Here is a 23,097-nt window from a genome sequence, read left to right as displayed (position 1 = left end):
GCAACCCGCTTCGAGAAAACCGCCCGCAATTACCGCGCCGTTGTCACTCTCGCGGCTATTGTCCTATGGTTGCGGTAACTGTCCACACGGCCTAGTCTAGTCTAGATGTGGGGTGCGCAACGGAAGCTGCCATTTTGTCGGAAAATCCACTAGGCTCGCTTGGTTTGCGAGACGGCGAGAGATGCCCGACCTGAAACAGATGCCCGATATGAAGCAAATGAGATTGCTCGGCATCCTGGCCGCGACGGCGATCGGTCTGTATGTCTGCTATCTCTTGGCGTTGCCTTTTTTGCCCGCGTTGACCTGGGCGGTGGTGTTGGCAATCGTCCTGTATCCGGCTCATCGACGGGTCGAGGAAAGGCTCGGGAATCAGAACCTGGCCGCACTGATGTCGGTCAGCATCGCGGCGGTTGCAGTCGGCCTGCCGCTCATCTTCGTGGCACAGCAGCTTGTTCGCGAGGCGGTAAACGGCGCCACCTATATGGAAGAGGTCATCCGGGGTTGGAACACAGATGCCTTCTTGTCGGGCTATCCCAGGCTTTCGGCGGTTGGCCAGTGGATCGAGAACCAGATCGATCCGGCCGGCACGGTCGCCGCATTTGTACAATGGCTGACGGGACAAAGCACATCGCTGTTGCGCGGCTCGATCAACCAGGCCGTGATGTTCGTGCTGACATTCTATCTGCTGTTCTATTTCCTGCGGGACCGTGAACCCGCCCTGCGCGGAATCGAGCGTCTCTCGCCCCTACGTGCATCGGAGACGGCATATTTGCTGTCCCGCCTTGCCGAGACGGTACATGCGATCGTGATAGGCACCGTGCTCGTCGCCGCCGTGCAGGGAACGCTGGGCGGTCTGATGTTCTGGTGGCTCGGCCTGCCCACTCCAGTTTTCTGGGGCTTGGTAATGGGACTTCTTGCCATCGTGCCAGTGCTCGGCGCTTTTGTTATCTGGGTGCCGGCAGCGATCTATCTCGCGCTGGAAGGGGCTTGGGCGAGCGCAGCGATCCTGACGGTCTGGGGCGGCGGCGCCGTCGCCGGCATCGACAATCTGCTCTATCCGATGCTTGTCGGGAGCCGGCTGCGGCTCCACACAGTGGTGGCCTTTATCGGCGCGATCGGGGGCATCGTCCTCTTCGGAGCATCCGGACTCGTCCTTGGCCCTGCGGTGATAGCGGTCACCATCAGCCTCATTGACATCGTCAAGAAACGATTGAACGACCAACCCGAGGCGGAACCGGCGTCAAAGCGCGACACGAAGCCATCACGTCAGAGCCGCGCGCCCGGTCGTGAGTAAGCACCGCCACGCGCGACCAGTTCAATTCTAGACCTAAAGAGTTGGAAGGCCGTATCGCTCACGAAGGGTGGGCTTACCGAACGCTCCAGCAAAGGCATCACGTCATCGATGAAGCTTTGCGGGTCGACCCAATAGTCGAGGCTGGTCGAGGCAAGCGGGTCGCTTTCGGGGATGCGCCAACCCGCCTCGTGACTGCCGAGGCCAAAGATCACGGCATTGAGATGCATGCGCCGCGGCGGGCTCATTTTTCGCCGGCCAGATAGGCGTTGGTGTAATAGGCCGCGAAATCGGGTCGCTCACTGACCGGATCCCCATCGCCGTCGCGCAGGGCGCCGGCCTTGAACAAGTAGTCGCCGATAGCCACCATCTTTGCGGGATCGATCGTGCCGATCGCGCCGGCCGGGCTTTGCAGGTAGTGGCCGTCGACCAGCGCCTTCAGTGATGCTTCGATCAACGGGCGGTCGGTCAGCATGTCGCTGTTTGCTGCGATCAGGATATCAGCCGCTTCTTGCGGATGTTCGACGGCGAACGCGTAGCCGCGCCTGGTCGCGGCGATGAACGCCGTCGCCGTGTCCTTGTTCTTCTCGAGGTAGGCAAGGCTCGAGCCAATGAGATTGGTGTGTTGGTCGGGCACGCCGAAATCCGCGTAACGGAAGGCGCGCTGAGCCTTGTCGTCAAGTTCCGCTTTGATCCCCTCCCAAGTGTAGACTTCGAGCGTAAAATCGACTGCGCCATTGGCCAAGGCCTCATAGGCGGAGGTGCCCAGCGTCACTGTTTCGAATTTGCCCTCGCCGCCATCATGGCGGATGATGGTGCCGATCAGCGCATTCTCCCAGGCGCTGCCGAAACCGCCATAGGTCAGGCCGTCCAGGTCCCTGGGGGACTGTATATCGGCGCGGTCGGCGTTGAACACCAGCCTGCCGGTTTCTGTCTGCACGATGGCGTAGGTGGCGACGAGGTCGGCGCCGGCCGTGCGTTGGGTAAACAATCCTATGGATCCCAGTATACCGAAATCGGCCACGCGGTTGGCGATCAGCGTACCGGCCGCAGTGTCGCTGTAGGGCAGGATCTGCACGTCGAGCCCCGCCTCGGCGTAGAAGCCTTTCGCCTGGGCGACATAGAGCCCGACATGATTTGTGTTCGGCGTCCAATCGAGTGCGACGGTGACAGTCTGCTCGGCTGAGACGGACGTGACGGGTCCGAGCCCGGTGATCAATGCGGCAGCGATGAAGAGGCGTCTGGAAAGCATGTCATGTCCTTTGGGCGAGCTGTGGATCGAGAAGGGTATCGAGGATGTCGGCTTCGATGGCGCTGGCTTTCGGCGAGGCAAGATCCTTGCGCGGGCGCGGAAGAGGTATGGCGATTTCGCGCAGCACGCGGGCAGGGCGGGCGCTCAGCACATAGATGCGGTCGGACAGCAAGACCGCCTCGCGGACATCGTGGGTGACCAGCAGGACGGTCCAGCGGTGTCGGTCCCACATCGTCTGAAGCCAGCGCTGCATGCCGGTGCGCGTGAGGGCGTCGAGTGCGCCGAACGGTTCGTCGAGCAACAGCATGGCGCGATCCTGCACGACGGTACGCAACAGCGCGGCGCGCTGGCGCATTCCGCCCGAGAGCTGCGCCGGATATTTTTGCTCGAAGCCCGCAAGGCCGAATTCGCCGAAGAGTGGCGCCACCTTGCCGCGCGCCGCCTTGCGGGACATGCCCTGCACTTCCAGGCCGAGCGCGGTGTTGTCGATAACTGTGCGCCAAGGCATCAGGGCATCGTGCTGCGGCATGAAGGCAAAAGGTCGGCGCGCGTCGGCCAGTGGCCGCCCATCGAAGTCGACATCGCCGGCGTGGCCTTCGAGACTGCCCGTCAGCAACCTGAAGATAGTGGACTTGCCGGCTCCAGAGGGGCCGAGGATTGAAACGAATTCGCCCGGCTCGACATGCAGGGTGATGCCGGCAAGCACGTCGATGTCGCCAAAACGCTTGCTGACTTGGCGCAGCTCCAGCCGCCTGCTCATGATTTTCGTGCGCCATCGAGCCGCTCCCATGGCGCGGCGGCGCGCTGGATCAGCACCGTAGCGGCAAACAGGACCAGGGTGAGCAAGGCGCTGACCAGCACGGCCGCCAGCACGAGATCGGGCTGGAAATTGTTCTTGGCGTTGAGCATGTAGATGCCGAGCCCTTTGGCAGCACCGGCATATTCGGCGAAGATGGCGCCCACCACGGCATAGGTGATCGAGATGCGCAGTCCGGCGAAGAAATAGGGCAGCGAGGAGGGCAGGCGGGCCAGCAGGAAAATGCGCATGCGGGAAGCGCCCATCGAACTCAGAAGCGCCGAAATGTCTCGATCCGTCGATTCGTAACCCTGCACCAGCGCGACCAGCATGGGAAAGAAAGTCACGAGGGCGACCAGCATGATCTTCGGCGTAAGCCCGAAGCCGAACCAGAGAACGACCAGCGGGGCGATCGCCACCAGCGGCAGCGTCTGGCTGATGATGAACACCGGGAACAGGGCGCGGCGCAGCGGCTTGAAGAAGTCGATCAGCACCGAAAGGATGAAGGCAACGGCCAGCGAGCAGGCGAAACCCGCCAATGTAGCGCTGATCGTCGGCACGGTGTTGTCGAACAGCGCCTGGCGCTGCTGGATGGCCTGGGCGAGGACGCGTGACGGCGCGGGCAGCGTGGTGGGCGAGATGCCCGAGATGCGCGCATAGAGCTCCCAAGCCAAAACTAGCGCGCCGACCGATAGCAAGGCCGGTCCGACCTTGGCGAACAAGGCTGCGATTCGCGGTGCGGCGGAGAAAGGTTGGGACATGCGAGACCTCTCGCGCGAAAAGATCAGCGCAGGGTCGGGCTGTTGGCCGAAACCGTAAGCTCGATCGTGACATGGCCATCGAGCGGGCCGACCGGCAGCGTCGAAATATCGTCTGTGCCTATGCGCAACCGATCGCGACAAGGCTCGAGCGCATCGAGTGCGGAGATGATGACGCCGACGAAATCGCCGGTTGTCGGATAAAGGAAAATCTGTGCGTCAGAAAACATCACCGCCTCGCTCCGCTGGTATTATCCAGATCAGCTCTAGGGTTTACGGGCTAGCAGCCCATCTCTCAGCCCCGACGATACGGAGCACCCCTGTGGATGGCGGCAATTAAACAGATATGGGGTAGAGCTGCAAGCCTGCGTCCGACCTGTGAAACCTCAGGTCGGCGGAGGTGCGGCTTGAGCGACTGGCGTGGTCTTTCGAGGAAGGTCGATGCGCGGCTTCAACTTGAGAGGGTGCCAACCCAGCATCGTGTTCGAGATCGCCTGAATGCTCTGAGAAGCTAATGACTTTGAAAGTGTAAGGAAGGCGTCGATCGAGCGGACAGTTTCCCATTCGTCGTCACCATTATCGATGCCAGGCGTTTGGTGAATTGTGGAAGCATGAAGGCATAAATTGCATACGTTGAGGCAGCGGGTTTCTCTTTCGCCAATTACAACCGCGCTTTGTTGGAGAGCCAAATGCAAGAATTCATTCTTTTTGCGCTCGTGGGGTTTGTAGCGCAAGCTGTGGACGGGGCTCTCGGCATGGCCTACGGCGTGGTTTGCTCGACAACACTGCTGGGGTTTGGCGTTTCTCCTGCACACGCTTCGGCTTCAGTTCACGCGGCTGAGCTGTTTACCACCGCGGCCTCGGGTTCGGCTCACCTCTATCACCGCAACGTTGACTGGAAACTTTTCTGGCGGCTGATGCCATTTGGCGTTCTCGGCGGCGTTCTCGGCGCTTTTGTGCTTACGTCGTTTGAAGGGGCCGTCATGAAGCCATATGTGACCACATACCTTGCGCTCGTCGGAGCTTGGCTCCTGTTCCGTTCATTCCGGCGGATCCCAAGCAATCCGGTACCTGCAGGTGCGGTAGCTCCGCTTGGACTTGGGGGTGGATTTCTCGATGCGGCAGGGGGTGGCGGATGGGGATCCATCGTAACGACGGGCCTTCTCGGCTTTGGCGGGAGGCCCCGCTACGTCATCGGTACGGTTAATGCCAGCGAGTTTCTCATCACGTTGTCGGTATCTCTGACCTTCTTGTTTGCCTCGCTAACGGGCCATTGGGAGGAGGCAGGAGAGCTGGCAGAAAATCTAATTGCCGTTGCCGGCTTGATCCTTGGCGGCGTGATTGCAGCGCCGATGGCCGGATTGATGGTGAAGTCAATCGCAGAAAAGACGCTTCTCAGGCTCGTTGGCATTCTCATCATACTGCTGGCAGGCTGGCAAACCGCGCAACTCTTCGAACTGGTGTAAACTGAAGACACATCGAAAAGGTGGTCTGCGTCGCTTTCCTGGCGGCCGCACCGAGACAAAAAACTCACGTTCCAAATGGAACGAAGAGACCCCTTTGTCGTTTGGACGCCTTGGACAACCGGAGGCCGAGTCGATGAAAAATTTGGTTGTAGCAACAGGGTTGGCGCTGGCGGTCGCGATGCCTGCAGCGGCTCAGGACACCGCGACCGCGAAAGCCGAATTCGTCAACATGGCTGGCGAGAAGAACGGAAGGGCCACGCTGACCGAGACGGCGCACGGCGTGCTGATAGCGTTGGAGATAACAGGACTGCCGGTGGGGGAATGGGTGGCATTCCATGTTCACGAAACCGGAAAGTGCGACCATCAGACCGGCCATGCCTCGGCCGGTGGGCACTTCAATCCGACGAATGCCGAACATGGATATCTCACTGGGAAAGGCCCGCACGCGGGCGATATGCCAAATCAGCGGGTCGGCGCCGACGGCGTTTTGCGTGCCCAGGCTTTCAACAGCGTGGTCAAGCTGGATGGTGGAGATACGGCGATACGAGGCAAGGCATTGATGATCCATGGCGGACAGGACGACTACAAAAGCCAGCCTGCCGGTGATGCCGGAAACCGTCAGGCCTGTGCCGTGATCGAGTGAGAAACCCCGAAATGAGTAGCGACCTGTCCGACATATGATCTGACCGGCGCTTCAGCTCGGCGGCCAGGTAGGTGGTCGGAGTCTCTGGCACGAGGATAGACCAGCCAGTAAGCTCGTGCGCCTGCAGGGGAATTGACGAAGCAAGCCATCGCGCCGAAGTTGGCCTTCATTTTGCGACTGCCGGATGATTGCATGAACGATACTTCTTCTATGCGCGTGCCCTCCATGGCTCTTGCCCAGTCAGCCATTTCCGCCCGCGGCCTGGTCAAGACATTCGGCAAGCTGCGAGCGGTCGATGGTATCGATCTCGATGTGCCGCGCGGCATGATTTTCGCCATCCTGGGTCCGAACGGCGCCGGCAAGACAACGCTGATGCGGATGCTCGCGACGCTGTCGCGCCCCGACGCCGGCTCGGCGACCGTGATGGGGCACGATCTCGTACAAGCCCCGCATGCGGTCCGGGCGGCAATCGCCATGACCGGGCAGTTCGCTTCGCTCGACGAGGACCTGACGGGCCGGGAGAACCTCGTCCTGCTCGCCCGACTCTGGGGTTTTCGCGGTCGCGCCGCGAAGGCCCGTGCGGACGACCTGCTCGCGGCTTTCGGCTTGTCCGAAGCGGCGACGAAGCAGGTGAGGGATTATTCGGGTGGCATGCGAAGGCGGCTCGACATAGCCGCCTCGCTGGTCGTCACGCCGGGCGTGCTGTTCCTTGACGAGCCGACTACAGGCCTCGACCCGAACGCCCGCAAGGATGTCTGGGGCATGATCCGCGGCCTCGCTGAGGCCGGCGTCACCATCCTGCTCACCACGCAATATCTCGAAGAGGCCGATCAACTCGCAGCGCGCATCGCCGTCATCGACCACGGCAGGAAAATCGCCGAGGGCACCAGCCGCGAACTGAAGGCGGCCACCGGCTCCGGCTTTCTCCATGTCGCGCTCGCCGATGTCGCACGGCTGGACCAGGCGGCGACCATTCTGGAACGCCGGCTGGAACATCCTGTCCAACGCAGTGCCGAAGGCGCGGAACTCTCCGTCCTTGCTGGCGCGGCGAAGGCCGCCAACGAGGCGCTGGCCGATCTGGTCGCCGCCGGCATCGAGCTGTCGGATTTCTCCATGGGTCAGCCCAGCCTCGAGGAGGTCTTCTTCGCGCTGACGGGCCGGCCGGGCCTGGGTGAAAGCCGGAAGGACGACAAGTCATGATCGACACAACATCCCTGCAGCGGCTGCAAAGCGTCGCCCGACCTAAGACCCCATCAGCCCTTTCCAACGCGCTGGTCTTCGGATGGCGCGCGGTGCTGAAATTCAAGCATGTGCCGGAGCAGCTCTTCGATCTGGTGATGACTCCGATCATGTTCACCCTGCTCTTCACCTTCGTCTTCGGCGGCGCACTCGCCGGTTCGCCTGGCGAATACCTGCAGTTCTTCCTACCCGGCATCTTGGTCCAGACCGTGGTGTTCAACGCAGTCTATTCGGGCATGGGATTGTCGACCGACCTCGGCAAGGGCTTATTCGACCGCTTCCGATCGTTGCCGATTTGGTCGCTGTCTCCGTTCGCCGGCCTGATGGTGGGTGACATCCTGCGCCATTTGATTGCCGCCTCGATCATTCTCACGATCAGGCTGATCCTCGGCTACCGGCCCGAGGCGGGCATCTCCGGCGTGCTTGCCGCCTTCGCTATGCTGATCGCCATCGGGTTCGGCATGGGCTGGGTATTCATCGTGCTCGGCCTGCTGATCCGCACGCCAACCACGGTGATGACGCTCGGTTTTACCTTCCTGTTCCCGCTCGTCTTCGCCTCCAACATCATGGTCGACCCCGGCACCATGCCGGATTGGCTGCGGGCCTTCGTCGAAGTCAATCCAGTGTCGCTGATGACGACGGCGCTGCGCGGGCTGATGGCTGGCGGGGCGACACTCGGTCAGGTTATCCTCGCGCTGATCGCGCCGGTGGCGCTGACCGCGATCCTGGCGCCGACGACGCTATGGCTGTATCTCAGAAGGTGAGAGGGGCCCAAACGGTCGCGATCCTGATTGCATGAGGCGATCGCCGACAGGCCGGCGTAGCAGAAAAGGTCGTCCGCGCCGCGTGATGCGCCCTCGGCTCTTGATCGCTAAGCGCCGTCTCGGAATCGGCGATGCGGATATTCCCTACGCGACATGCACCGTGCGCTGCCTCGGCTTGATCGCGGCCAGCAGCAGGCCGGCGACGATAAAGGCAGCGCCGGCGAGGTCGTAGTCGTGCAAGCCTTCCCCAAGGAAAAGATAAGCGAGCACGGCGACGAAGACAGTCTGCAGATAGAGCAGCATGCTGGCGCGCCCGGCGCCAAGCGTCTCGACGCTGCGGTTGTAGAGGTAATACATCAGAGCGCCGCCCGGGCCAGCGACATAGGCGAGTGCCAGAAGGCCGTTCGCATGCAGCGCCGAACGCTCCCCGGAAAACAGTTCCCAGAGATAAAGGGGCAGTGCGGCCAGAGCGCCGGCTCCTAGCAGCAGGACCACCATCGGCAGAAGCTCGATAGCGAATTTGGAGCGACGCAGCAGCACGGTGTAGAGGCCCCAGCAAAACGCGCTGCCGACGATCCACAACTCGCCGGGATTGAACTGGAGCCGCATCAGCGCGGTAAGGTCGCCGCGCGCTACGATCACCACCATCCCGACCAGGGCGAGCAGCGCGCCAAGCGCCTTCCAGACGCCGAGGGGCTCGCCGAGCACGTAGCGGGCAAGCACCATGGTCATGATCGGCGACAGGGCCATGATAATGCCGGCGGTCGTCGCGTCGGTGTAGTTGAGGCCCGTGTAGATCATACCCTGACAGAGGGTCAGCCCGATCGCGCCGATGGCCAAGACCTCGATCGCCCGGGACTGGATCAGCACGAGCATCGCCCCGTGATGACGATGGACGATAGGCAGCAGGATCGCGCAGGCGAGCGCCAGCCGCCAGAAGCAGAGCGCCCAAGGCGGCATTTCGGGGGCAACCCACTTGGCTGCGATGTAGACGCCGGCGGACAGGAGCCAGCAGAGCGTCGCGGTGGAATAGGCGAGAGGAAGCGATACGCCGGCAGTCGCCTTGGCTACGGTTGGATGGGCTATCGGCAGCGATTGCATGTCCGTCTCCTCCCACCGCCGATCTTAGCAAGATTACTGCGTCTTGCCGAGCAGCAACGTCAGCTAGTCACCAATCCTTGTGCGGCGGTTTTTTTGTTTTCCGGTGTGGAACACAGGCCAGCGACGAAAGTTCGGCTCCTGCAGCATTATTCCCGTAGACAAATGCTGCCAGATCGGATCCTCCCGCCGATCACAGCCCGCGACCTCTCCCGGAGGCGCGGGCTTTTCAATTCACAGGCTGGTCCGCAACGCGGCGCTTTTCAGAAAATTAGTCCGAGCAGTTGAACGTCTGCGTGGGCCACGAGCTGGCAACGCCCGACCTGAGCCTTATAACCGGCCCTTCGAAGCTGGGTGGTGAACCGACATAAATCAGCTTTTGTGTCGAAGCGCGTCAATGAGAAGAGCGAAAGCGGGGGACGTTTGACGGCGGCTGGGATAATAGAGGTAATATCCTGGCCAAGGCGGGGACCACTCGTCAAGCACCCGGATAAGGCGACCGCTCTCAAGATGGGGCTCCGCCACGTCCTGCGGCACATAGGCGAGGCCGAAACCATCCAGCGCAGCTTCGAGAATCTCGGCGGTGCCATTCAGGACGATCTGGCCGTCCACCCGCACCTTCAGTTCGCGACCGTCTCGCTCGAAATCCCAGGCCCACAGCCCGCCATTGGTGGAAAAGCGCTGGTTGATGCAAATGTGACCGGTTAGCTCTTGCGGCGTCGTTGGCGGCGGCCGCTTGGCGAAATACGATTTCGCGCCAACGACGGCGAAGCGAATATCGGGTCCGACGCGCACGGCGATCATGTCCTTTGCAACCTGCTCTCCCATTCGCACGCCTGCGTCGAACCGTTCTACAGCAATATCCGTCAGTGCGTTGTCGAGGAAGGTCTCGACCATGATCTCGGGGTAGTCCGGCAGGAGCTTCGCCAGCTTCGGCCAGATCACGGAGTTGAATGCGTGATCACTGGCGGTGAGGCGAATGGTGCCGGCTGGCTTCTCCCGCAACTCGCTCAATGCGTCGAGTTCGGTCTCGATCTCCTCAAAATGCGGGCCGATGTTGCGCAGCAGGCGCTCGCCTGCCTCCGTAACCGAAACGCTGCGGGTTGTGCGGGTCAGCAGTCGAAGGCCCAGGCGCTCTTCGAGTCCGCGGATCGTGTGGCTCAGGGTGGACTGCGAAATTCCGAGCTGCGCGGCGGCCCGCGTGAAGCTGCCTTCCCGTGCGACGGCCAGAAAGGCCAGAAGCATATCAAGTCTTCCGCGCTGCATTTATGGCTCATCCCGATAAGTCGATACTCATTATACAAGATAGTGGAACGAGTTGCACGCGGGCACGATCGAAGTGGAATGTCCTAAACGGATCAGGCCTCGGTGATCCGACAACCGCAACGGGCACGTCACGAACGCCGACTTCGCCGAATATGCCGTGCCGGTCACGCAGACGCGCCGCCTGTCATCGACGTGATCGTCGTCGACAAGGAAGACCGTACATGAATCCTGTCGGCGTAAAAGGCCTTGGCGAAATCGCAATGGTCGGCGTCGCGTTGGCAATCGCAAACGCCATCTTCCACGCCCCAGGGCGGCGTATCCGTGCGCTACCGATCACGCCAGTCGATCTCTGTTACCAGTCGTCGGGTGATGGCTGGCGCTTGGCGGCACCAAGGCGGTCAGAACCCGGACTAACGCCGGAGCCATTTTTTCCGCCTCTTTCCCGGAAAAACCCAATTATAAGTCAGTTAAACGTCTAAGGTGGTAACGGGAGAGCACTACCGCCTTTCCCCACGTTCAGAAAAATTGCGGTATTTTCTTCGTTGCTGCGCGTGAAGGACCCATCTTGATGCCGCTAGGACCTACTGCGCAAGCGGTCGTGCTTCATTCTGGAAAATATCGACAAGTCAGTATCATCCACTGGACCGAACGGGATCAGGGCTGGCATGCGACGCCTGCCGATGAACTCTGATCCAGCGCGGATCGGGCTTGTCTGAACGCCGCCTATAAGACGGCTTTATAGACGACGGCATCATCCAGATAGATGTCAGTGAAGCGTCCCGCTGCCTGTATGATGATGGCGGTATGGAGGGAAGTAAACTTGCAACGATCGGGCGCCTGTCCAATCTGCCGGACCAATGCCGGTCCGGTGGCGTTGCGCGAAGGCGAGTATAGCGGCCGTCAGTGCGCGTGCGGGGTCATCTATATCGATCCGCTGCCGGCCCATCCGATGGACGCGGCGATCGATCATCACCACCGCATCTATTATTCCGCGCCAGCACGTGCGCGGGTCGACTGGGTGAAGGCATTCACCCGGCGTGGACGGCTGCTTGAGATCGGCTGCGGTGACGGCGAGTTCACCGCGGCGGCGATCCGGGCCGGTTTCATGGTGGAGGCGGTCGAGCCGTCAGAAGAACGCGCCACGCGCGTCGAACGCACGCTGGGCATCACGGTGGAGCGCGCGCTGATCGAGGAAAGCCGTCTGCCCGAAGGGCGCTACGACACCAGCTTCCATGTCGATCTGCTGAGCCACTTTCCCGATCCGGTGGCGGCGCTGAGGGCGATCGCGGCGAAGGTGGCGCCGGGCGGCACGGTCTGCTTCGAGGTCGGGCTGTTTTCCAACCTGTCGCCCTTCTGGCAGCGGCTTGTCGGGCGGCCCAACATGCCGACGCATATATGGTTCTTCGATGCGCCGGCCATCGTGCGTTTGCTGGACGCAGCCGGGCTGAAGCTGATCGCGATGCGACGCTATCCGGTCGGGCTTTCGACCGCGCTTAGTACGGTGCTGGGCAGCCGGCGCGTCGCAGCGGCACCGGATAGCCACGCCCCTCTCGCGCAGGGCTGGGCGGCCGCGCCTTATTACCGGCTGCACATGTTCCTGCGCTATGGGATAGGCCGGTGGCTCCCGATGGGCGGCCCGCAGACCGCGTTCGTAGCCGCCCGGCACAAGACCGAGAGCGCGTGATGCGCAGGGTACGCCGCATTATCGTCATCGTCACCGCGCTGCCGCGCTGGATTTCCGATTTCAACCACGTCAGCACCGCGTTGGCCGAGGCGGGCCACGCCGTGGAAGTGTGGTCGCCGGACGACAACGGGCTCGCCACGGCCGGCTGGGATTCCAGGCCGGCGATCGATGCTGCACGAGATGCGCTGGCGCCAGGCGTCGCGACGCGGACCATGCCGTTCTCGCGCAATCGCGGGCGGCCGAGCCTCTTGCGGCTGGCGCGCGCCTGCTTGATGGCGGCGCGCGCGGCGCTGTTCGGCCCGGGTAGTGTGTTCATCTTGTGGTCGGCGCTGTCGATCATGCTGGCCGGGCCATGGGTTCGGTTCAGCAACCGGCATGCCATCTATCTGGTCACCGGACTGGGCGCATGCTTCTCGGTGTCGCAACGCGACAGCCTGACGACGCGGCTGATCTGTGTTGTTTATCGCTTCGTCTTCGCTAGCCGGCGCGCGATCGTCATCGTCCACAATCACGAGGACAAGGCCGAACTGATCAGGCGCACTGGGGTCGCACGGGACCGCGTGATCGTCACCGGCGGCTGCGGCGTCATGCCTGAGGACTTCCCCTACAAGCAAGCGCGCGCGGTCGGCGCGCGGCCGACGATACTCGTTCCCGGGCGACTGTTGCGTGACAAGGGCGTGCTAGACGCGGCCGCCGCGTCGGGCATCCTGTCCGAACGGGGCGTGGCGCATCGCATGGTGTTCACCTCGAACCCGATGAGCGGCCGCGCCGACGCGCTGACGGAAGCGGAACTGGCGCGGGCTCGCTCCTATCCCGATGTGGCGTTCATCGGGTATCAGCCGAGCATCACCGCGCTGTACGCCGGGGCGGACATCGCCTGCATCCCATCGTGGTACCGCGAGGGATTGCAGACCGCCTTGCTCGAATCCGCGTCGTCGGGGTGCCCGATCGTCGCGTGCGACAATGTCGGGGTGCGCGATTTCCTGCGGCCCGAAATCGACGGACTGGTCGTGCCGCCGCACGCGCCGGCGCCGCTGGCCGATGCGCTGGAGCGGATGATCCGCGAACCCGGCCTCGCCGAGCGGCTGCGGACCGCCGCCTATGCCCGATTCCTGTCCGGCTTCACCCGACAGCACATGGTGGAGACGACGCTGGCAGCGATGCGCCGCACCGGCATCGAAACGCCGCTATGAGCGGTGACGCATGGACCGGTCTGATCATGGCCGGCGGGCAGGGCGAGCGCATGGCGCGCTCCGGCGTAGTCGGGCGCAAGCCGCTGGTCGAGGTCGGCGGGGTTAGCCTGCTCGAGCGCAACATCTGGATGATGGCGCGTGGCGGATGCCGTCGCATCTTCATCGCGCTGACCCGTGCCGATGCAGCGCGTGAGGCGGACAGGATCGCCGATTTCGTCGCGCGCGCCGCCGGCATGGGCGTGGCGTTAGCTCCCTTGATCGAGGAGGTGCCGCAGGGCAATTTCGGCGCAGCGACGATGTTGTCAGGCGACGCTGGCGACGTGCTGGTAGTGTATGCCGACAATCTCACCACGCTCGATCTGGCGGCGCTGGCCGCCGCGCACCGTGCGTCCGGCGCGGCGATGACGCTGGCAGCGCATGACGAGCCGTTCCGCATGCCCTATGGCGCGCTTGAGGTGAACGCGCACGATCCTGATCTGCTCACCGCCTATCGCGAGAAGCCGGTCTATCCGATCCTGGTCGGCAGCGGGCTTGCGGTAGTGACCGCTTCCGCATTGAGCAGCCTGCCGCAGGGCACGCCGCTCGGCCTAGTCGATGCCGCCAATCTGTTGATAGCTGGTGGCGCGGTGGTGCGGCTATATCGCCACCAAGCTTCATGGATCGACGTCAATGACGCCGTCAAGCTGGCCGCCGCCGAAGCCTTGCTCTCGGGCGATGCCGCCTTCGAAGCATGGTGGCCGGGGGAGGTCGCGCGCGAGATCCGGGTCGCGGGCGGCAATGTATGCTACGTCTGCGACGCGATGACGGAAGCCGGCGTGCTGCGGGTCCATGTCGGCGGGGCGGGTGCGCTCAGTGGCGACGAGCTGCCGGAGCTGGTGCGCCGCCGCCTCGCCGCACGGGGGCAGGGGGCGTGATCGGCATCACCGGTGCAAACGGCTTTATCGGCCGGGCGGTGCTGCGCCGGATCGGCGCGGATGCGTGCGTGGCGCATGCCGGCCCGATCGACGGGGAAGCGGGGGCGATCGACATTTGCGACCAGCCGGCGCTGGAGGCGTTGTTCGCCGGGATCGACACGGTCGTCCACCTTGCCGGGCCTAGCGCCGTCGCGGCCTCGTTCGACGCGCCGGCGGCATTCGCTCGCGCACATGTGCTGGGCACGGCGACATTGCTCGCCGCCGCCGAGCGGATCGGCGTGCGGCGCTTCGTCCATGTGTCGTCGGCCGAGGTCTATGGTCGCCCGGACACCGCGTGCGTATCGGAGAGCTCGCCGCTCCTGCCCCTCTCGCCCTATGGCGCGGCAAAGGCGGCGGCAGAGCAACTCGTCTCGGGTGCGGTGCGGCGAGGGGCTCTGGAGTCGGCAACCATTGTTCGGCCCTTCTCGGTCTACGGCCCGGGGATGCGCGCGAACGGGCTGGTCGGCCGGCTCGCGGCACAGGCGCGCCTGCGACAGCCGATGCGCGTCTTCTCGGCCGATACGACACGCGATTACCTGCATGTCGACGATCTGGCGCGGGGATTGCTGATGGCTGCCGCGCGCGACGAACCTGGCCTCCTGACACTCAACATGGCCTCCGGCACCGGGACCGACGTCGCCGCGCTCGCCACCGCCTTCGCGAGAATCGGCGGCGGACCGGACGCGCTGATTGTCGAGGAGCAGGGCGACCGATCGCGCACCCTCGATATCGCGCATCTCGTTGCCGATGTGTCGCTGGCGTGTGAGACGCTTGGCTGGCGGGCGGAGATCGCGCTGGCCGATGGCGTGCGCGATTGCCTGGGTGATATGGCGTGACTCGGACGATATTGGTTACCGGCGCGCAAGGGTTCATCGGCCGCTATCTGGTGCGCGCTTTGTACGATCGCGGCGATTGCCGGGTGGTCGGCGTCGGGCGTTCGCCGGGCAACGCGACACGTTTCACGCACCACATTCATCCCGGCGGCGCCGAGCTCGCTGCGCCGCTGCCAAATGCTCTGGTGCCCGACGGGCCGAATTATGCCTATGTCGCCACCGACCTATCGGACGCGGCCGCAGCGGCGCGGCTGATCGCCGAAACGGCGCCTGAAATCGTCTTCCATCTTGCTGGATCGCTGCGCGACGAACCGTTCGAACGGCTGGTGACCAACAACATTGTCGTTACGCGCCATCTCTGCGATGCGCTGGCGGTGCAGGGTGGGGTGCTGGTGCTGGGATCCTCGGGCTCAATCTATGGCGAACTCGGCGGTGGGGGCTTGCCGCTGGTCGAAACTGGTGCGACCGAGCCGATCGACCTATACGCCGCGACCAAACGCACTAGCGAGGACATCGTGCGGATCGCAACGCGCGCGGGAAGGATCGACGGCCGCGTGGCGCGCATCTTCAACGTTGTCGGTCCGGGCCAGGAGGAGCGCCATGTCGCCGGCCGCATCGCCAGCCAACTCACTGAGCTTAGGGTGGGGCGCCGTAATGGCATCGCCCTCGGTCCGCTGACCGCGTGGCGCGATTTCATCGACGTCCGCGACGTGGCTAGTGCACTGGTCGCGATCGGCTTCGCAGGGGCCGACGATATTTTTTATAACGTGGCGTCAGGGTGCGAGACGCAGATCGCTACCGTCTACGATCTGCTCGTCGCCGCGGCTGGGATTGCCGATCCGGCGCTGACGCAATTGCCGGGACGGGCGGTGGATATGGCGCGGCAGGTGGTCGATGTCAGCCGGCTGCGCGCACTCGGCTGGCAGCCGCGTGTCGATCTTCCGCAGAGCCTCGGCGACGTGATGCATTATTATCTCGAACTGGAAACTAAGGCGTGACCGTGGATACGGTCCACAGATATCGGGCCTACTGTGAACGCGCCGTGTTGTGTGCCTTGAACGCCGCGCGAAGGCTTAGCGCCTCTGGGCTGGTACTGCCAAGCTTGGTGTCGCCGTTCTGCGATCCCCACGCGTAGGCAAAGTCAAACACGGGATTGGGAGAGTAGGTGGCCCAGCGCGCGAACATCTGGTTCGCCTGATCCGGTGTCGGCAGTCTATAAACGTCTCTGACCCCGCCGGTATAGGTCCTCCAGTTGCCGCCGCCAAAGGCTTGGAACACAGGCACGATCTTATCGGGCGGGATGCCCGCCGCAACGGCTGCCTCGACCGTTCTGTCGATGAAGTCCAAATCGAAAACCTTGCCGCGTACCGGATACGGATCGAGACCGAAGAAATCGATCCCAGTGTTGGCGGGATTGAATGTGTTCATGAAGTGGGGGGCTTCAAAAGACCCCATGTCCATCAGCGTGACGAACGTCACGGCCCCGGGCACATTGGCCTTGATCCAGTCGACCTCGGCTTTGAGGGCTGCCGGGCTAACTGCCGGGGAGTGGTACTTGCCGGTGATATCAGGCTCATCACAGAGGCGAAAGCCGAACAGCTTCGGGTTGCCGATGAACGGCTTGACCTTGGCGATGAAACGCGGCGTAACGCCGCTGGTCTCATCAAGCCAGATCAGCCCCTTCATCCCGGGAGGGAGCGCATTGAGTTGCTCGACATATTGTACGTCAGCGAGGTTGAAGCCCGCGGCCGCGATTGCAGCAGCCGAACCGCCAGAGGTGTAATGCAGGGTTATGCCATTCTCCTCTGATGACAGTTTGGCTTGGCCATAAATCAATAGAATGAGCAGAGCTGATACGCACAGGATGCTCATGAGAGCAATCATTGAACTGCCGAAAGAAATCAGCCTGTAGGCGTTCGCAATGATAAATTTCATTATACAGCCACCCATCTATCGATACATTGAAGCAGAGACGTGCCGTCGCTCATCGGGGCCGTCCAGGCCGTCCGACAACATCGACCTCCTGATGAGTGTCTTCAGGCGAGCGAGGTCGCGACTGATGCGAGGTCCAGGATCGTCGCTGTAGTCGCCCTCAAGTGTGAAGGATGCAGGCCTCGGCTGGTGCGCGAATGCAATGAACGTAAGCTCTAGTTCGGCTACACCGTCGCCCAGCGGCACATCCCCCTCGACCGACAAAGCATCCTTAAGGTGGACGTCCGGCGAGGCGACGTCAGCAAGTCGCGCCCAATTGGAGGCCGCAGAATGCCCGTAGATAGCGGGATTTCCCGTGTCGAACTGTACGCAAATGCCCGGTTGGCCAACAGCTTGAAGAAGTTGGAGTGTTCCTTCGGAGTCGAGCCCGCTTTCGTATGCCAAAGTAATCCCTGCGGCTTGGGCAGGACCAAGTGCGAAACGCAGCACTTCAGCTGTTTTAGCCATGTCCTCGGGCGTCCGAACGAGGCTCTGGCGAAAGCCCGGAATGATGATCCTGGGCACCTGCAGACAGTCCGCCACTCTAATTGCGTGCAAGATACTTCGCCGGACTTCCAACGCTTCCTCGCTACCCTTTGGCGCAGTCAGGCCAAGGTTGTTGAGCCGATTGACTGCAAGGGCGGTGATCGGAAGCGCGAAACGGCGTGATGCCGTGTCGAAGGCCGCAAGCACTCCGATATCTGCGAGATCGGGACCGCGGTTCGGGCCACCCAAGTCGATGTGAACGTGATCGAGACCCGCGGCGGCGGCGGTTTCAAAGCCGGCCAGGCCCCGATCGCCTAGTTTCCACAGCGCGACCCCGATTTGTGGTCGATAGGTACTCTGCGCGGCAGTCACATGCGCGTTGCTCGTCAACGGACGTTCCTTCAAGTTCACCACCTCCGTAAGTCGATCCCAAGCTTGGTCCAGGATCTGACCGGCGGATGGCCGACAGCGTCGCGTAATGTGCGGACAGCTTCCTCCGGATCTGTCACGATCGTAAGAAGCGGCCGATAGGTATTGGGGCGGGCGCTGAGGTCGAGCATTGCCCGGGTCAGCATCGCGTTGGAAGAACCGCGGTGCCCCGTGATCGCCACTCGCTTGTGGCCGATAGTTGTTTGGCATTGCTCGGTAAGCGGCCAACCGACACGTCCGCCGGTATGTCGCGCGCGGACTTCGCTGAGATTGACCCCGGGCAGACGCGGGTCTCGACCCTCGGATGGGAGACCTCCGAAGAGATGCACGATGCCACCGTCGCACAAGGCGTCGAGTCCGATTGTGAGGGCGGCCGCCGCATCCTGGCGCGAGGAACATAGGATCACAGTGTCGAATGCCCCGTACTCAATACCGGCCGTCTCTTTCGTCCCTATGACGACTACGCCCCGAACTGACGCGCAGGCAGTTTTGAGCGCAATACGAAGGAGTTGGCCGATCGTACCTCGTCCCACCACCAATACATGGATCGGCTCCGCAACCCGCTTGAGAATGTCTCCGCAAGTTAGGACGGATGCGAGCGGCTCAGCGAGAATAGCGAGATCGGCAGCCAGTTCCGCGGGCGACGAAACGACCAAGGACCGCAACCGAGCAGGCACGAGGAAGCGCTGCTGCATCATCCCATCGAGAATATGACCGAGTTCAACGGTGCCCCACTCAGGTGTTGGATTCACTGCAAGCGTGGCACCCAGCCAGCGCTGATCCGCTTTCGCGGCCACTTCCTCGACAACTGCTACGCCCTCATGGCCAAGGATCCGGGCTGGATCGTCGCGCACGCCGCGCAGAATCTGAAGGTCGGTCCCGCAGACGCCGGCAATGAGGGTCCGGCACACAAAATCACCCGGCAGCGCCACGGGTGTCCGGACCCGCTCGAGTCTCGGGGCACCCATGCCCGACGGCCGCACCAGAGCGAGGTGCGACTTCGATCCGGCCAAGCTGATCCGATCACCGGAAAACATGGATGCTTCGCCCCTCCTCCGCCATTTCGGCGAGATGGCCAGCACCGATAAGTCCAGACAGGTCCCCCGGCGCGACGACATGGAGCCGACGGGCGAAATAGGACGAATCGCATTCAGTGATCTGGAACAATCCGTGGTCGCGGAATTGCCGATCAAGGCTAGCCGAATAGGCCGGTTCGAGTGCGTCCACGACACCCCCGGTGAGAACAATTGAATCGAGTAGCGGATCGTGCGTCAGGAGCGCCGAGAAAATAGTTGCCAGCGGTCGTGTGATCGTAGCGAGGACGTCTAAGGCGAGGGCATCAGCGACCGCTACCCCGCGCGAGAACTCCGCGAGTATGGCATCATCGTCGTCGTCGCGTGCCGCGGCCATCGTCGAGGCTGCCAGCGCGTCCGGGGAACGGGCTGACAACTCGCGCAGTAGTTTCAACACGCCGCGCCCGGACGAATAGGCGTTCAGGTGGTCGGCTCCACCGCAATCACAGGTAAACTTAAGACGCGTGCCGCGGAAGAAAGCTTCTACTGTGATATGGCCAATTTCGCCCTGTATCCCGTGTACGGGATCGACCGGCACGCCGCCTCGCGCGAAATCGTAGAGCCTCGCCCCGATCCCGGTGCTCACCGTGACGAACAGGATACGCGAATGGCTCCCCGGATCGCAGGTCTGTATGTAGGATGCCAGTCCTGCGGTTACGTCATTCGCGATCGTCCAGCGGGTGTCCAGCCGACGGCGTGTCAACGCCGCCTGGAGTTCGAAGGGTCCTGATCTCGGGCCCCAGAGTGGGCCAGATTGCAGCACAAGACCGCTACGAGCATTCAAGGGCGCTCCAAGTGAGATGCCGGCATGATCTATCGCGGTTCCGCTTTCCAATTGCAGACGCTCAGTTTCGGCCACCAGATAGTCGGCCAAAGCTTCCTGGAGTTCGACGGGGCTGTGGTGGGCCGTGTTAAGGTAGTTGATCGCAGGTCGCCGCGTCACTGGGCCCAGCCTTCCACTGGTCCACAGCGCCGAACGAAAATGTGTGCCGCCGATATCAAAGACAGCAATGTCCTTATCGGTCATTGCTAGCCTCGCACTGTCGGCGGATTGTTGGCAGCATCGCGCCAGGTCCGGAAAATTCGTGCAGCTGCAGTCCGAACTTTGTCGGAAGGCGTGATTCGATCGGCCTCGAGCGCTGCGCCGATCGCATGCGGTGTAGGATCGGCGAGCGCTGCCAGGCACAATCGTTCGTGATATTCGAAGGCCGCGAGCCAGTCGCGGAATGGACCGTTCGCTGGTGCGGATTCAAGAATATCGATGCGATCACCGAGAACGCGGGCTCGCCGCTCGTGAACGAGAGATCCATCCACTGAGACGTTTATGGTGGCATCGTAGCCTTGCGCTCCGACGCGAGCGGCGACGAGCGGTACGACAGCTTGCGCATACCAAGGCATATCACGCTTTGCTATTTGCGCCGGGCACTGTGTAGGCTCCGCGATAAGAGCCTTGGCAATCGCATCTCGCAGAGATATCAGCGCGACCGCCCGACCCTTGTCGTGTTTCGACCTGCCGTCGAAAAGAGCGAAGTATTTCGTGGAAATTGCGCCAAGGCGAAGAATATCGTCCCGGTAATTCTGCGTTGCGCTATCTGGGGCCAACCGAAGGACGCGCTGCAGGAGATCCTCCCCGTCACGGGTTCTGGCGATGGGGATAAAGCCTCTGTGATTGAGGCCCTCGTAACTCCAGCAAAGTTCGGTCGGATCGATGCGCAGCGCTCTCGCGAAAGCCTGGAGTGTGGCAAGGGGAAGTTCGCAGATGCCGACCACGGCCAAGCCGTGGCGGAGCATCATGGCCGTCGTCAGGCTCAGCGGGTTGATCATGTTCACGACGAAGGCACCGGGACAGATTGCCTTCATGCGGATCGCGAGATCGTCTACCGGCTGTATTTGACGGAAGGCAGAGAGCAGGCCGCAGGGTCCCAACGTTTCGTCAGCGATGCATCCGAGCTCGCTTGCGAAGAGTTCGTCATCGGCCCTCGCCTCAAGCCCGCCGAAGCGCGTCTGGACAATCACGATCTCGGCATCGGCCAGGGCCGCATCAAGGTCTGTCGTGGACATGACCGAGGTTCCGAATGTTCCCAGCCGGTGCCGGGCATAATGTGCAACCGCATCGAGGTTTTGCAGGTTGCGCCCTTGGAGGACTAACACCCACTCGCCCAGCCGGTGGCTTAACGCCTTGCTTCCCTCAATCGCATCGACGAGTGCTACCGTGAAGGGCGAACTCCCGCCAAGGACGCAGACCCGCGTCATCAGGACGTCCGGGACGAGCCGATGGTCGCGGTAACGTAAGCGATCTCCCCGTCGGGCATGCACCGGATCGGCAGCGCCAGTAGTTCGCCGGCAAGCGCCTCAGCATGAACTGAAATTCGGTCCGGACGTGGCCTTGAAAGGAAAGGCCCTATGCTCATTGCAGGCCAATCCTGGCCAGATTTCCCTCAACAGGAAGTTCCACCCCATATTGAGCCGAACCGCTATTAGAAATAGCTTCCTGCCAGCTGCGAGCGCGCAAATAGCTGAGAACCTCGGGTATCAATCCCGGCGGACACTGATCTTCCCGCTTGAGGAAGCGATAGCGGCCAAGGTCGGTCGGAACCACCATATTTATATTGCCGCCTCGATGCTTGGCGGCAGCCCGGAACGACCTCGAGACCAAGTCTTCGTTCAGATGCTCGTGCCAGATCGGCAAGCCAACCGCCACCAGCAGATCCACTATGCGCAGGGCCGTTTGCTCCCTGAGCCAACCGAGGTGCCAACCGAGAACACTGGAAAAAGCGAGGTCGATCGCGACGGCAAAGCCGTGGTGGAGCTCGTAATGAGTCGAAGCTTCAAGCGGATGGGCGATCGTGTGACCCAGATCTACCGCCCTCTCGTAGGATGTAACCTCGAAGGGGTTCTTCGAAAGCTCTCCCAGCATGGCGGCGATGGCGCGCTGGATGGGCTCGTGAGCCAACGAGTCGCCGTTGCGGACCCAGGACTGCAGCCCACCTCCGCGAATCTCTTCGATCATCCGGAAGAGATCTGTGTCGGAGGTGCAGGCGACCTTGATCATCTCGGCCACCCCCTGCCTGACCGTATCGACGCCCAGGGTCTTGAGCAATGACGGGATCACCGCGACAGCTTCCGGTGGGTGGAAACAACCAAGGTAGTTCTTGCCTTCACCGAAATTGACGCCACCCTTCAGTCCGATTCCGGCATCGACCTGCCCAATCAAGGTGGTGGGGATGCGAAGGTGAGACAAACTCCGGCGTAGCATCGAAGCCGCCAGCGTAACGATATCTGAGCAGACGCCACCCCCGATCGCCACCAACGCGCCCCGGCGATCGATCTCGGCGTCTGAGGCTGCGCGACAAACGGTCAACACGGATTTCATAGTCTTTGTCCGCTCGGTGCAGTTCAACACGAGCCAGGACGGCTTCAAGCCGACGCTTGCGAAGGCTGCACGGATTTCGTCTCCATAGAGCCTCTCGACAGTAGGAGTGGTGACCGCCAGCACAGTCCGATTACGGGCATGGGCCTCGATCCACCCGCAGAAATCCGACGAGTGGAGACCTTCAAACAGAGTGACATTGAAGGTGTGGTCACTGGAAGACCGGAGGGAAAGCTGCTCTTTGGTGGGTGTCCACATGATCGAGCCCGATGTTCGGGCAGAACAGCTCACCGGCATGCTTGAGAGCAACCCAGCAGAAGTCGTTCCGCATTCTCTACCCTATACTGTGTAAGAATTTATTAGGCTTCATGCGTTCGACCGATGCGGCAGGTCGTTGGGAAGTGAACTTACAACTAGCAAGCACAGCCGTAAGCCTGAGTGTCCGATCCAAAAAGGAGTGAGTGATTTCAGCAGGTTGTGATTCTGTCGGATTGCTGAGATTCGACGGAGATCACGAAGCCTTGGACCGAAA

The 23,097-nt window shown here is 62.2% G+C and carries 22 protein-coding genes, 2 pseudogenes and 1 riboswitch; of the genes and pseudogenes, 11 read left to right on the top strand and 13 right to left on the bottom strand.

From position 1 onward, the window contains the following. Positions 1 to 78: pseudogene (locus tag NKH12_RS25025) on the top strand (IS5/IS1182 family transposase); the annotation flags it as partial. A gap of 103 nt (positions 79 to 181) precedes the next feature. Continuing rightward, positions 182 to 1,294 carry an AI-2E family transporter gene (locus tag NKH12_RS25020; RefSeq protein ID WP_352955610.1) on the top strand — a complete coding sequence of 371 codons (1,113 nt, stop codon included), beginning with the start codon at positions 182 to 184 and terminating at the stop codon, positions 1,292 to 1,294. On the opposite strand, the gene NKH12_RS25015 is transcribed toward NKH12_RS25020, so the two are convergent. From NKH12_RS25015 to NKH12_RS24995, 5 genes and pseudogenes are all read right to left on the bottom strand, one after another. Then, entirely contained in the window at positions 1,267 to 1,539 is a 273-nt protein-coding gene (locus NKH12_RS25015) for a hypothetical protein (protein ID WP_352955609.1), read from the bottom strand. The genes NKH12_RS25020 and NKH12_RS25015 overlap by 28 nt on opposite strands. Next, entirely contained in the window at positions 1,536 to 2,543 is a 1,008-nt protein-coding gene (locus NKH12_RS25010) for an ABC transporter substrate-binding protein (RefSeq protein WP_352955608.1), read from the bottom strand. The genes NKH12_RS25015 and NKH12_RS25010 overlap by 4 nt, the downstream gene beginning before the upstream one ends. Position 2,544: 1 nt before the next feature. Further along, positions 2,545 to 3,303, bottom strand: a complete 759-nt coding sequence (locus NKH12_RS25005; RefSeq protein ID WP_352955607.1) for an ABC transporter ATP-binding protein — start codon at positions 3,301 to 3,303, stop codon at positions 2,545 to 2,547. Continuing rightward, on the bottom strand, positions 3,300 to 4,100 hold the full coding sequence (locus NKH12_RS25000) for an ABC transporter permease (protein ID WP_352955606.1): 801 nt from the start codon (positions 4,098 to 4,100) through the stop codon (positions 3,300 to 3,302). Before NKH12_RS25000 ends, NKH12_RS25005 begins: the two co-directional genes overlap by 4 nt. Before the next feature lie 77 nt (positions 4,101 to 4,177). Beyond that, positions 4,178 to 4,327 (bottom strand): annotated as a pseudogene (locus NKH12_RS24995) (YkoF family thiamine/hydroxymethylpyrimidine-binding protein); the annotation flags it as partial. Next, positions 4,318 to 4,429: riboswitch (TPP riboswitch) on the bottom strand. (Overlaps the previous pseudogene by 10 nt.) A gap of 357 nt (positions 4,430 to 4,786) precedes the next feature. On the opposite strand from NKH12_RS24995, the gene NKH12_RS24990 reads away from it, so the two are divergent. The 4 genes from NKH12_RS24990 (at position 4,787) to NKH12_RS24975 (ending at position 8,209) form a co-directional block, all read left to right on the top strand. Then, the gene (locus NKH12_RS24990) at positions 4,787 to 5,563 is read left to right on the top strand and encodes a sulfite exporter TauE/SafE family protein (protein ID WP_352955605.1); all 777 of its coding nucleotides are present in this window, start codon (positions 4,787 to 4,789) and stop codon (positions 5,561 to 5,563) included. 133 nt (positions 5,564 to 5,696) lie between these two features. Next, on the top strand, positions 5,697 to 6,206 hold the full coding sequence (locus tag NKH12_RS24985) for a superoxide dismutase family protein (protein WP_352955604.1): 510 nt from the start codon (positions 5,697 to 5,699) through the stop codon (positions 6,204 to 6,206). Between the two features lie 192 nt (positions 6,207 to 6,398). Then, entirely contained in the window at positions 6,399 to 7,406 is a 1,008-nt protein-coding gene (locus NKH12_RS24980) for an ATP-binding cassette domain-containing protein (RefSeq protein WP_352955603.1), read from the top strand. Then, positions 7,403 to 8,209: an ABC transporter permease gene (locus NKH12_RS24975; RefSeq protein WP_352955602.1), complete on the top strand. Its 807-nt coding sequence runs from the start codon at positions 7,403 to 7,405 to the stop codon at positions 8,207 to 8,209. The genes NKH12_RS24980 and NKH12_RS24975 overlap by 4 nt, the downstream gene beginning before the upstream one ends. Before the next feature lie 144 nt (positions 8,210 to 8,353). On the opposite strand, the gene NKH12_RS24970 is transcribed toward NKH12_RS24975, so the two are convergent. Both NKH12_RS24970 and NKH12_RS24965 read right to left on the bottom strand, forming a co-directional pair. After that, a complete protein-coding gene (locus NKH12_RS24970; RefSeq protein ID WP_352955601.1) occupies positions 8,354 to 9,310 on the bottom strand; it encodes a DMT family transporter in 957 nt (318 codons plus the stop codon). 369 nt (positions 9,311 to 9,679) lie between these two features. After that, a complete protein-coding gene (locus NKH12_RS24965) occupies positions 9,680 to 10,573 on the bottom strand; it encodes a LysR family transcriptional regulator (RefSeq protein WP_352955600.1) in 894 nt (297 codons plus the stop codon). A gap of 820 nt (positions 10,574 to 11,393) precedes the next feature. Between NKH12_RS24965 and NKH12_RS24955 the strand changes: the two genes are divergently transcribed. From NKH12_RS24955 to NKH12_RS24935, 5 genes are read left to right on the top strand one after another with little or no spacing between them, the layout of a single operon-like run. Continuing rightward, a complete protein-coding gene (locus NKH12_RS24955) occupies positions 11,394 to 12,257 on the top strand; it encodes a class I SAM-dependent methyltransferase (protein ID WP_352955599.1) in 864 nt (287 codons plus the stop codon). After that, on the top strand, positions 12,257 to 13,450 hold the full coding sequence (locus NKH12_RS24950; protein ID WP_352955598.1) for a glycosyltransferase: 1,194 nt from the start codon (positions 12,257 to 12,259) through the stop codon (positions 13,448 to 13,450). Before NKH12_RS24955 ends, NKH12_RS24950 begins: the two co-directional genes overlap by 1 nt. Further along, positions 13,447 to 14,364, top strand: a complete 918-nt coding sequence (locus NKH12_RS24945) for a sugar phosphate nucleotidyltransferase (RefSeq protein ID WP_352955597.1) — start codon at positions 13,447 to 13,449, stop codon at positions 14,362 to 14,364. The genes NKH12_RS24950 and NKH12_RS24945 overlap by 4 nt, the downstream gene beginning before the upstream one ends. Further along, positions 14,361 to 15,239 (top strand): NAD-dependent epimerase/dehydratase family protein, encoded by an 879-nt coding sequence (locus NKH12_RS24940; RefSeq protein ID WP_352955595.1) that lies wholly within the window; start codon positions 14,361 to 14,363, stop codon positions 15,237 to 15,239. Before NKH12_RS24945 ends, NKH12_RS24940 begins: the two co-directional genes overlap by 4 nt. Further along, on the top strand, positions 15,236 to 16,234 hold the full coding sequence (locus NKH12_RS24935) for an NAD-dependent epimerase/dehydratase family protein (RefSeq protein ID WP_352955594.1): 999 nt from the start codon (positions 15,236 to 15,238) through the stop codon (positions 16,232 to 16,234). The genes NKH12_RS24940 and NKH12_RS24935 overlap by 4 nt, the downstream gene beginning before the upstream one ends. Before the next feature lie 28 nt (positions 16,235 to 16,262). On the opposite strand, the gene NKH12_RS24930 is transcribed toward NKH12_RS24935, so the two are convergent. The 6 genes from NKH12_RS24930 to NKH12_RS24905 all read right to left on the bottom strand — a co-directional run bounded on the left by NKH12_RS24930 (position 16,263) and on the right by NKH12_RS24905 (position 22,823). Then, positions 16,263 to 17,171, bottom strand: coding sequence for a hypothetical protein (locus NKH12_RS24930; protein ID WP_352955593.1), 909 nt, complete (start codon positions 17,169 to 17,171; stop codon positions 16,263 to 16,265). 15 nt (positions 17,172 to 17,186) lie between these two features. Further along, positions 17,187 to 18,098 carry a sugar phosphate isomerase/epimerase family protein gene (locus NKH12_RS24925; RefSeq protein ID WP_352955592.1) on the bottom strand — a complete coding sequence of 304 codons (912 nt, stop codon included), beginning with the start codon at positions 18,096 to 18,098 and terminating at the stop codon, positions 17,187 to 17,189. A gap of 2 nt (positions 18,099 to 18,100) precedes the next feature. Then, a complete protein-coding gene (locus tag NKH12_RS24920; RefSeq protein ID WP_352955591.1) occupies positions 18,101 to 19,159 on the bottom strand; it encodes an alcohol dehydrogenase catalytic domain-containing protein in 1,059 nt (352 codons plus the stop codon). Beyond that, the gene (locus NKH12_RS24915; protein WP_352955590.1) at positions 19,146 to 20,222 is read right to left on the bottom strand and encodes an ROK family protein; all 1,077 of its coding nucleotides are present in this window, start codon (positions 20,220 to 20,222) and stop codon (positions 19,146 to 19,148) included. The genes NKH12_RS24920 and NKH12_RS24915 overlap by 14 nt, the downstream gene beginning before the upstream one ends. A 2-nt stretch (positions 20,223 to 20,224) precedes the next feature. Continuing rightward, positions 20,225 to 21,448 carry a family 4 glycosyl hydrolase gene (locus NKH12_RS24910; protein ID WP_352955589.1) on the bottom strand — a complete coding sequence of 408 codons (1,224 nt, stop codon included), beginning with the start codon at positions 21,446 to 21,448 and terminating at the stop codon, positions 20,225 to 20,227. Positions 21,449 to 21,602: 154 nt separating this feature from the next. Further along, the gene (locus tag NKH12_RS24905; protein WP_352955588.1) at positions 21,603 to 22,823 is read right to left on the bottom strand and encodes a sedoheptulose 7-phosphate cyclase; all 1,221 of its coding nucleotides are present in this window, start codon (positions 22,821 to 22,823) and stop codon (positions 21,603 to 21,605) included. Positions 22,824 to 23,097: the final 274 nt, after the last annotated feature.

The sequence above is a fragment of the Mesorhizobium sp. M1322 genome, from assembly GCF_040318085.1.
Classification (GTDB): domain Bacteria; phylum Pseudomonadota; class Alphaproteobacteria; order Rhizobiales; family Rhizobiaceae; genus Mesorhizobium.
This window is presented reverse-complemented; position numbering and strand designations above follow the sequence as displayed.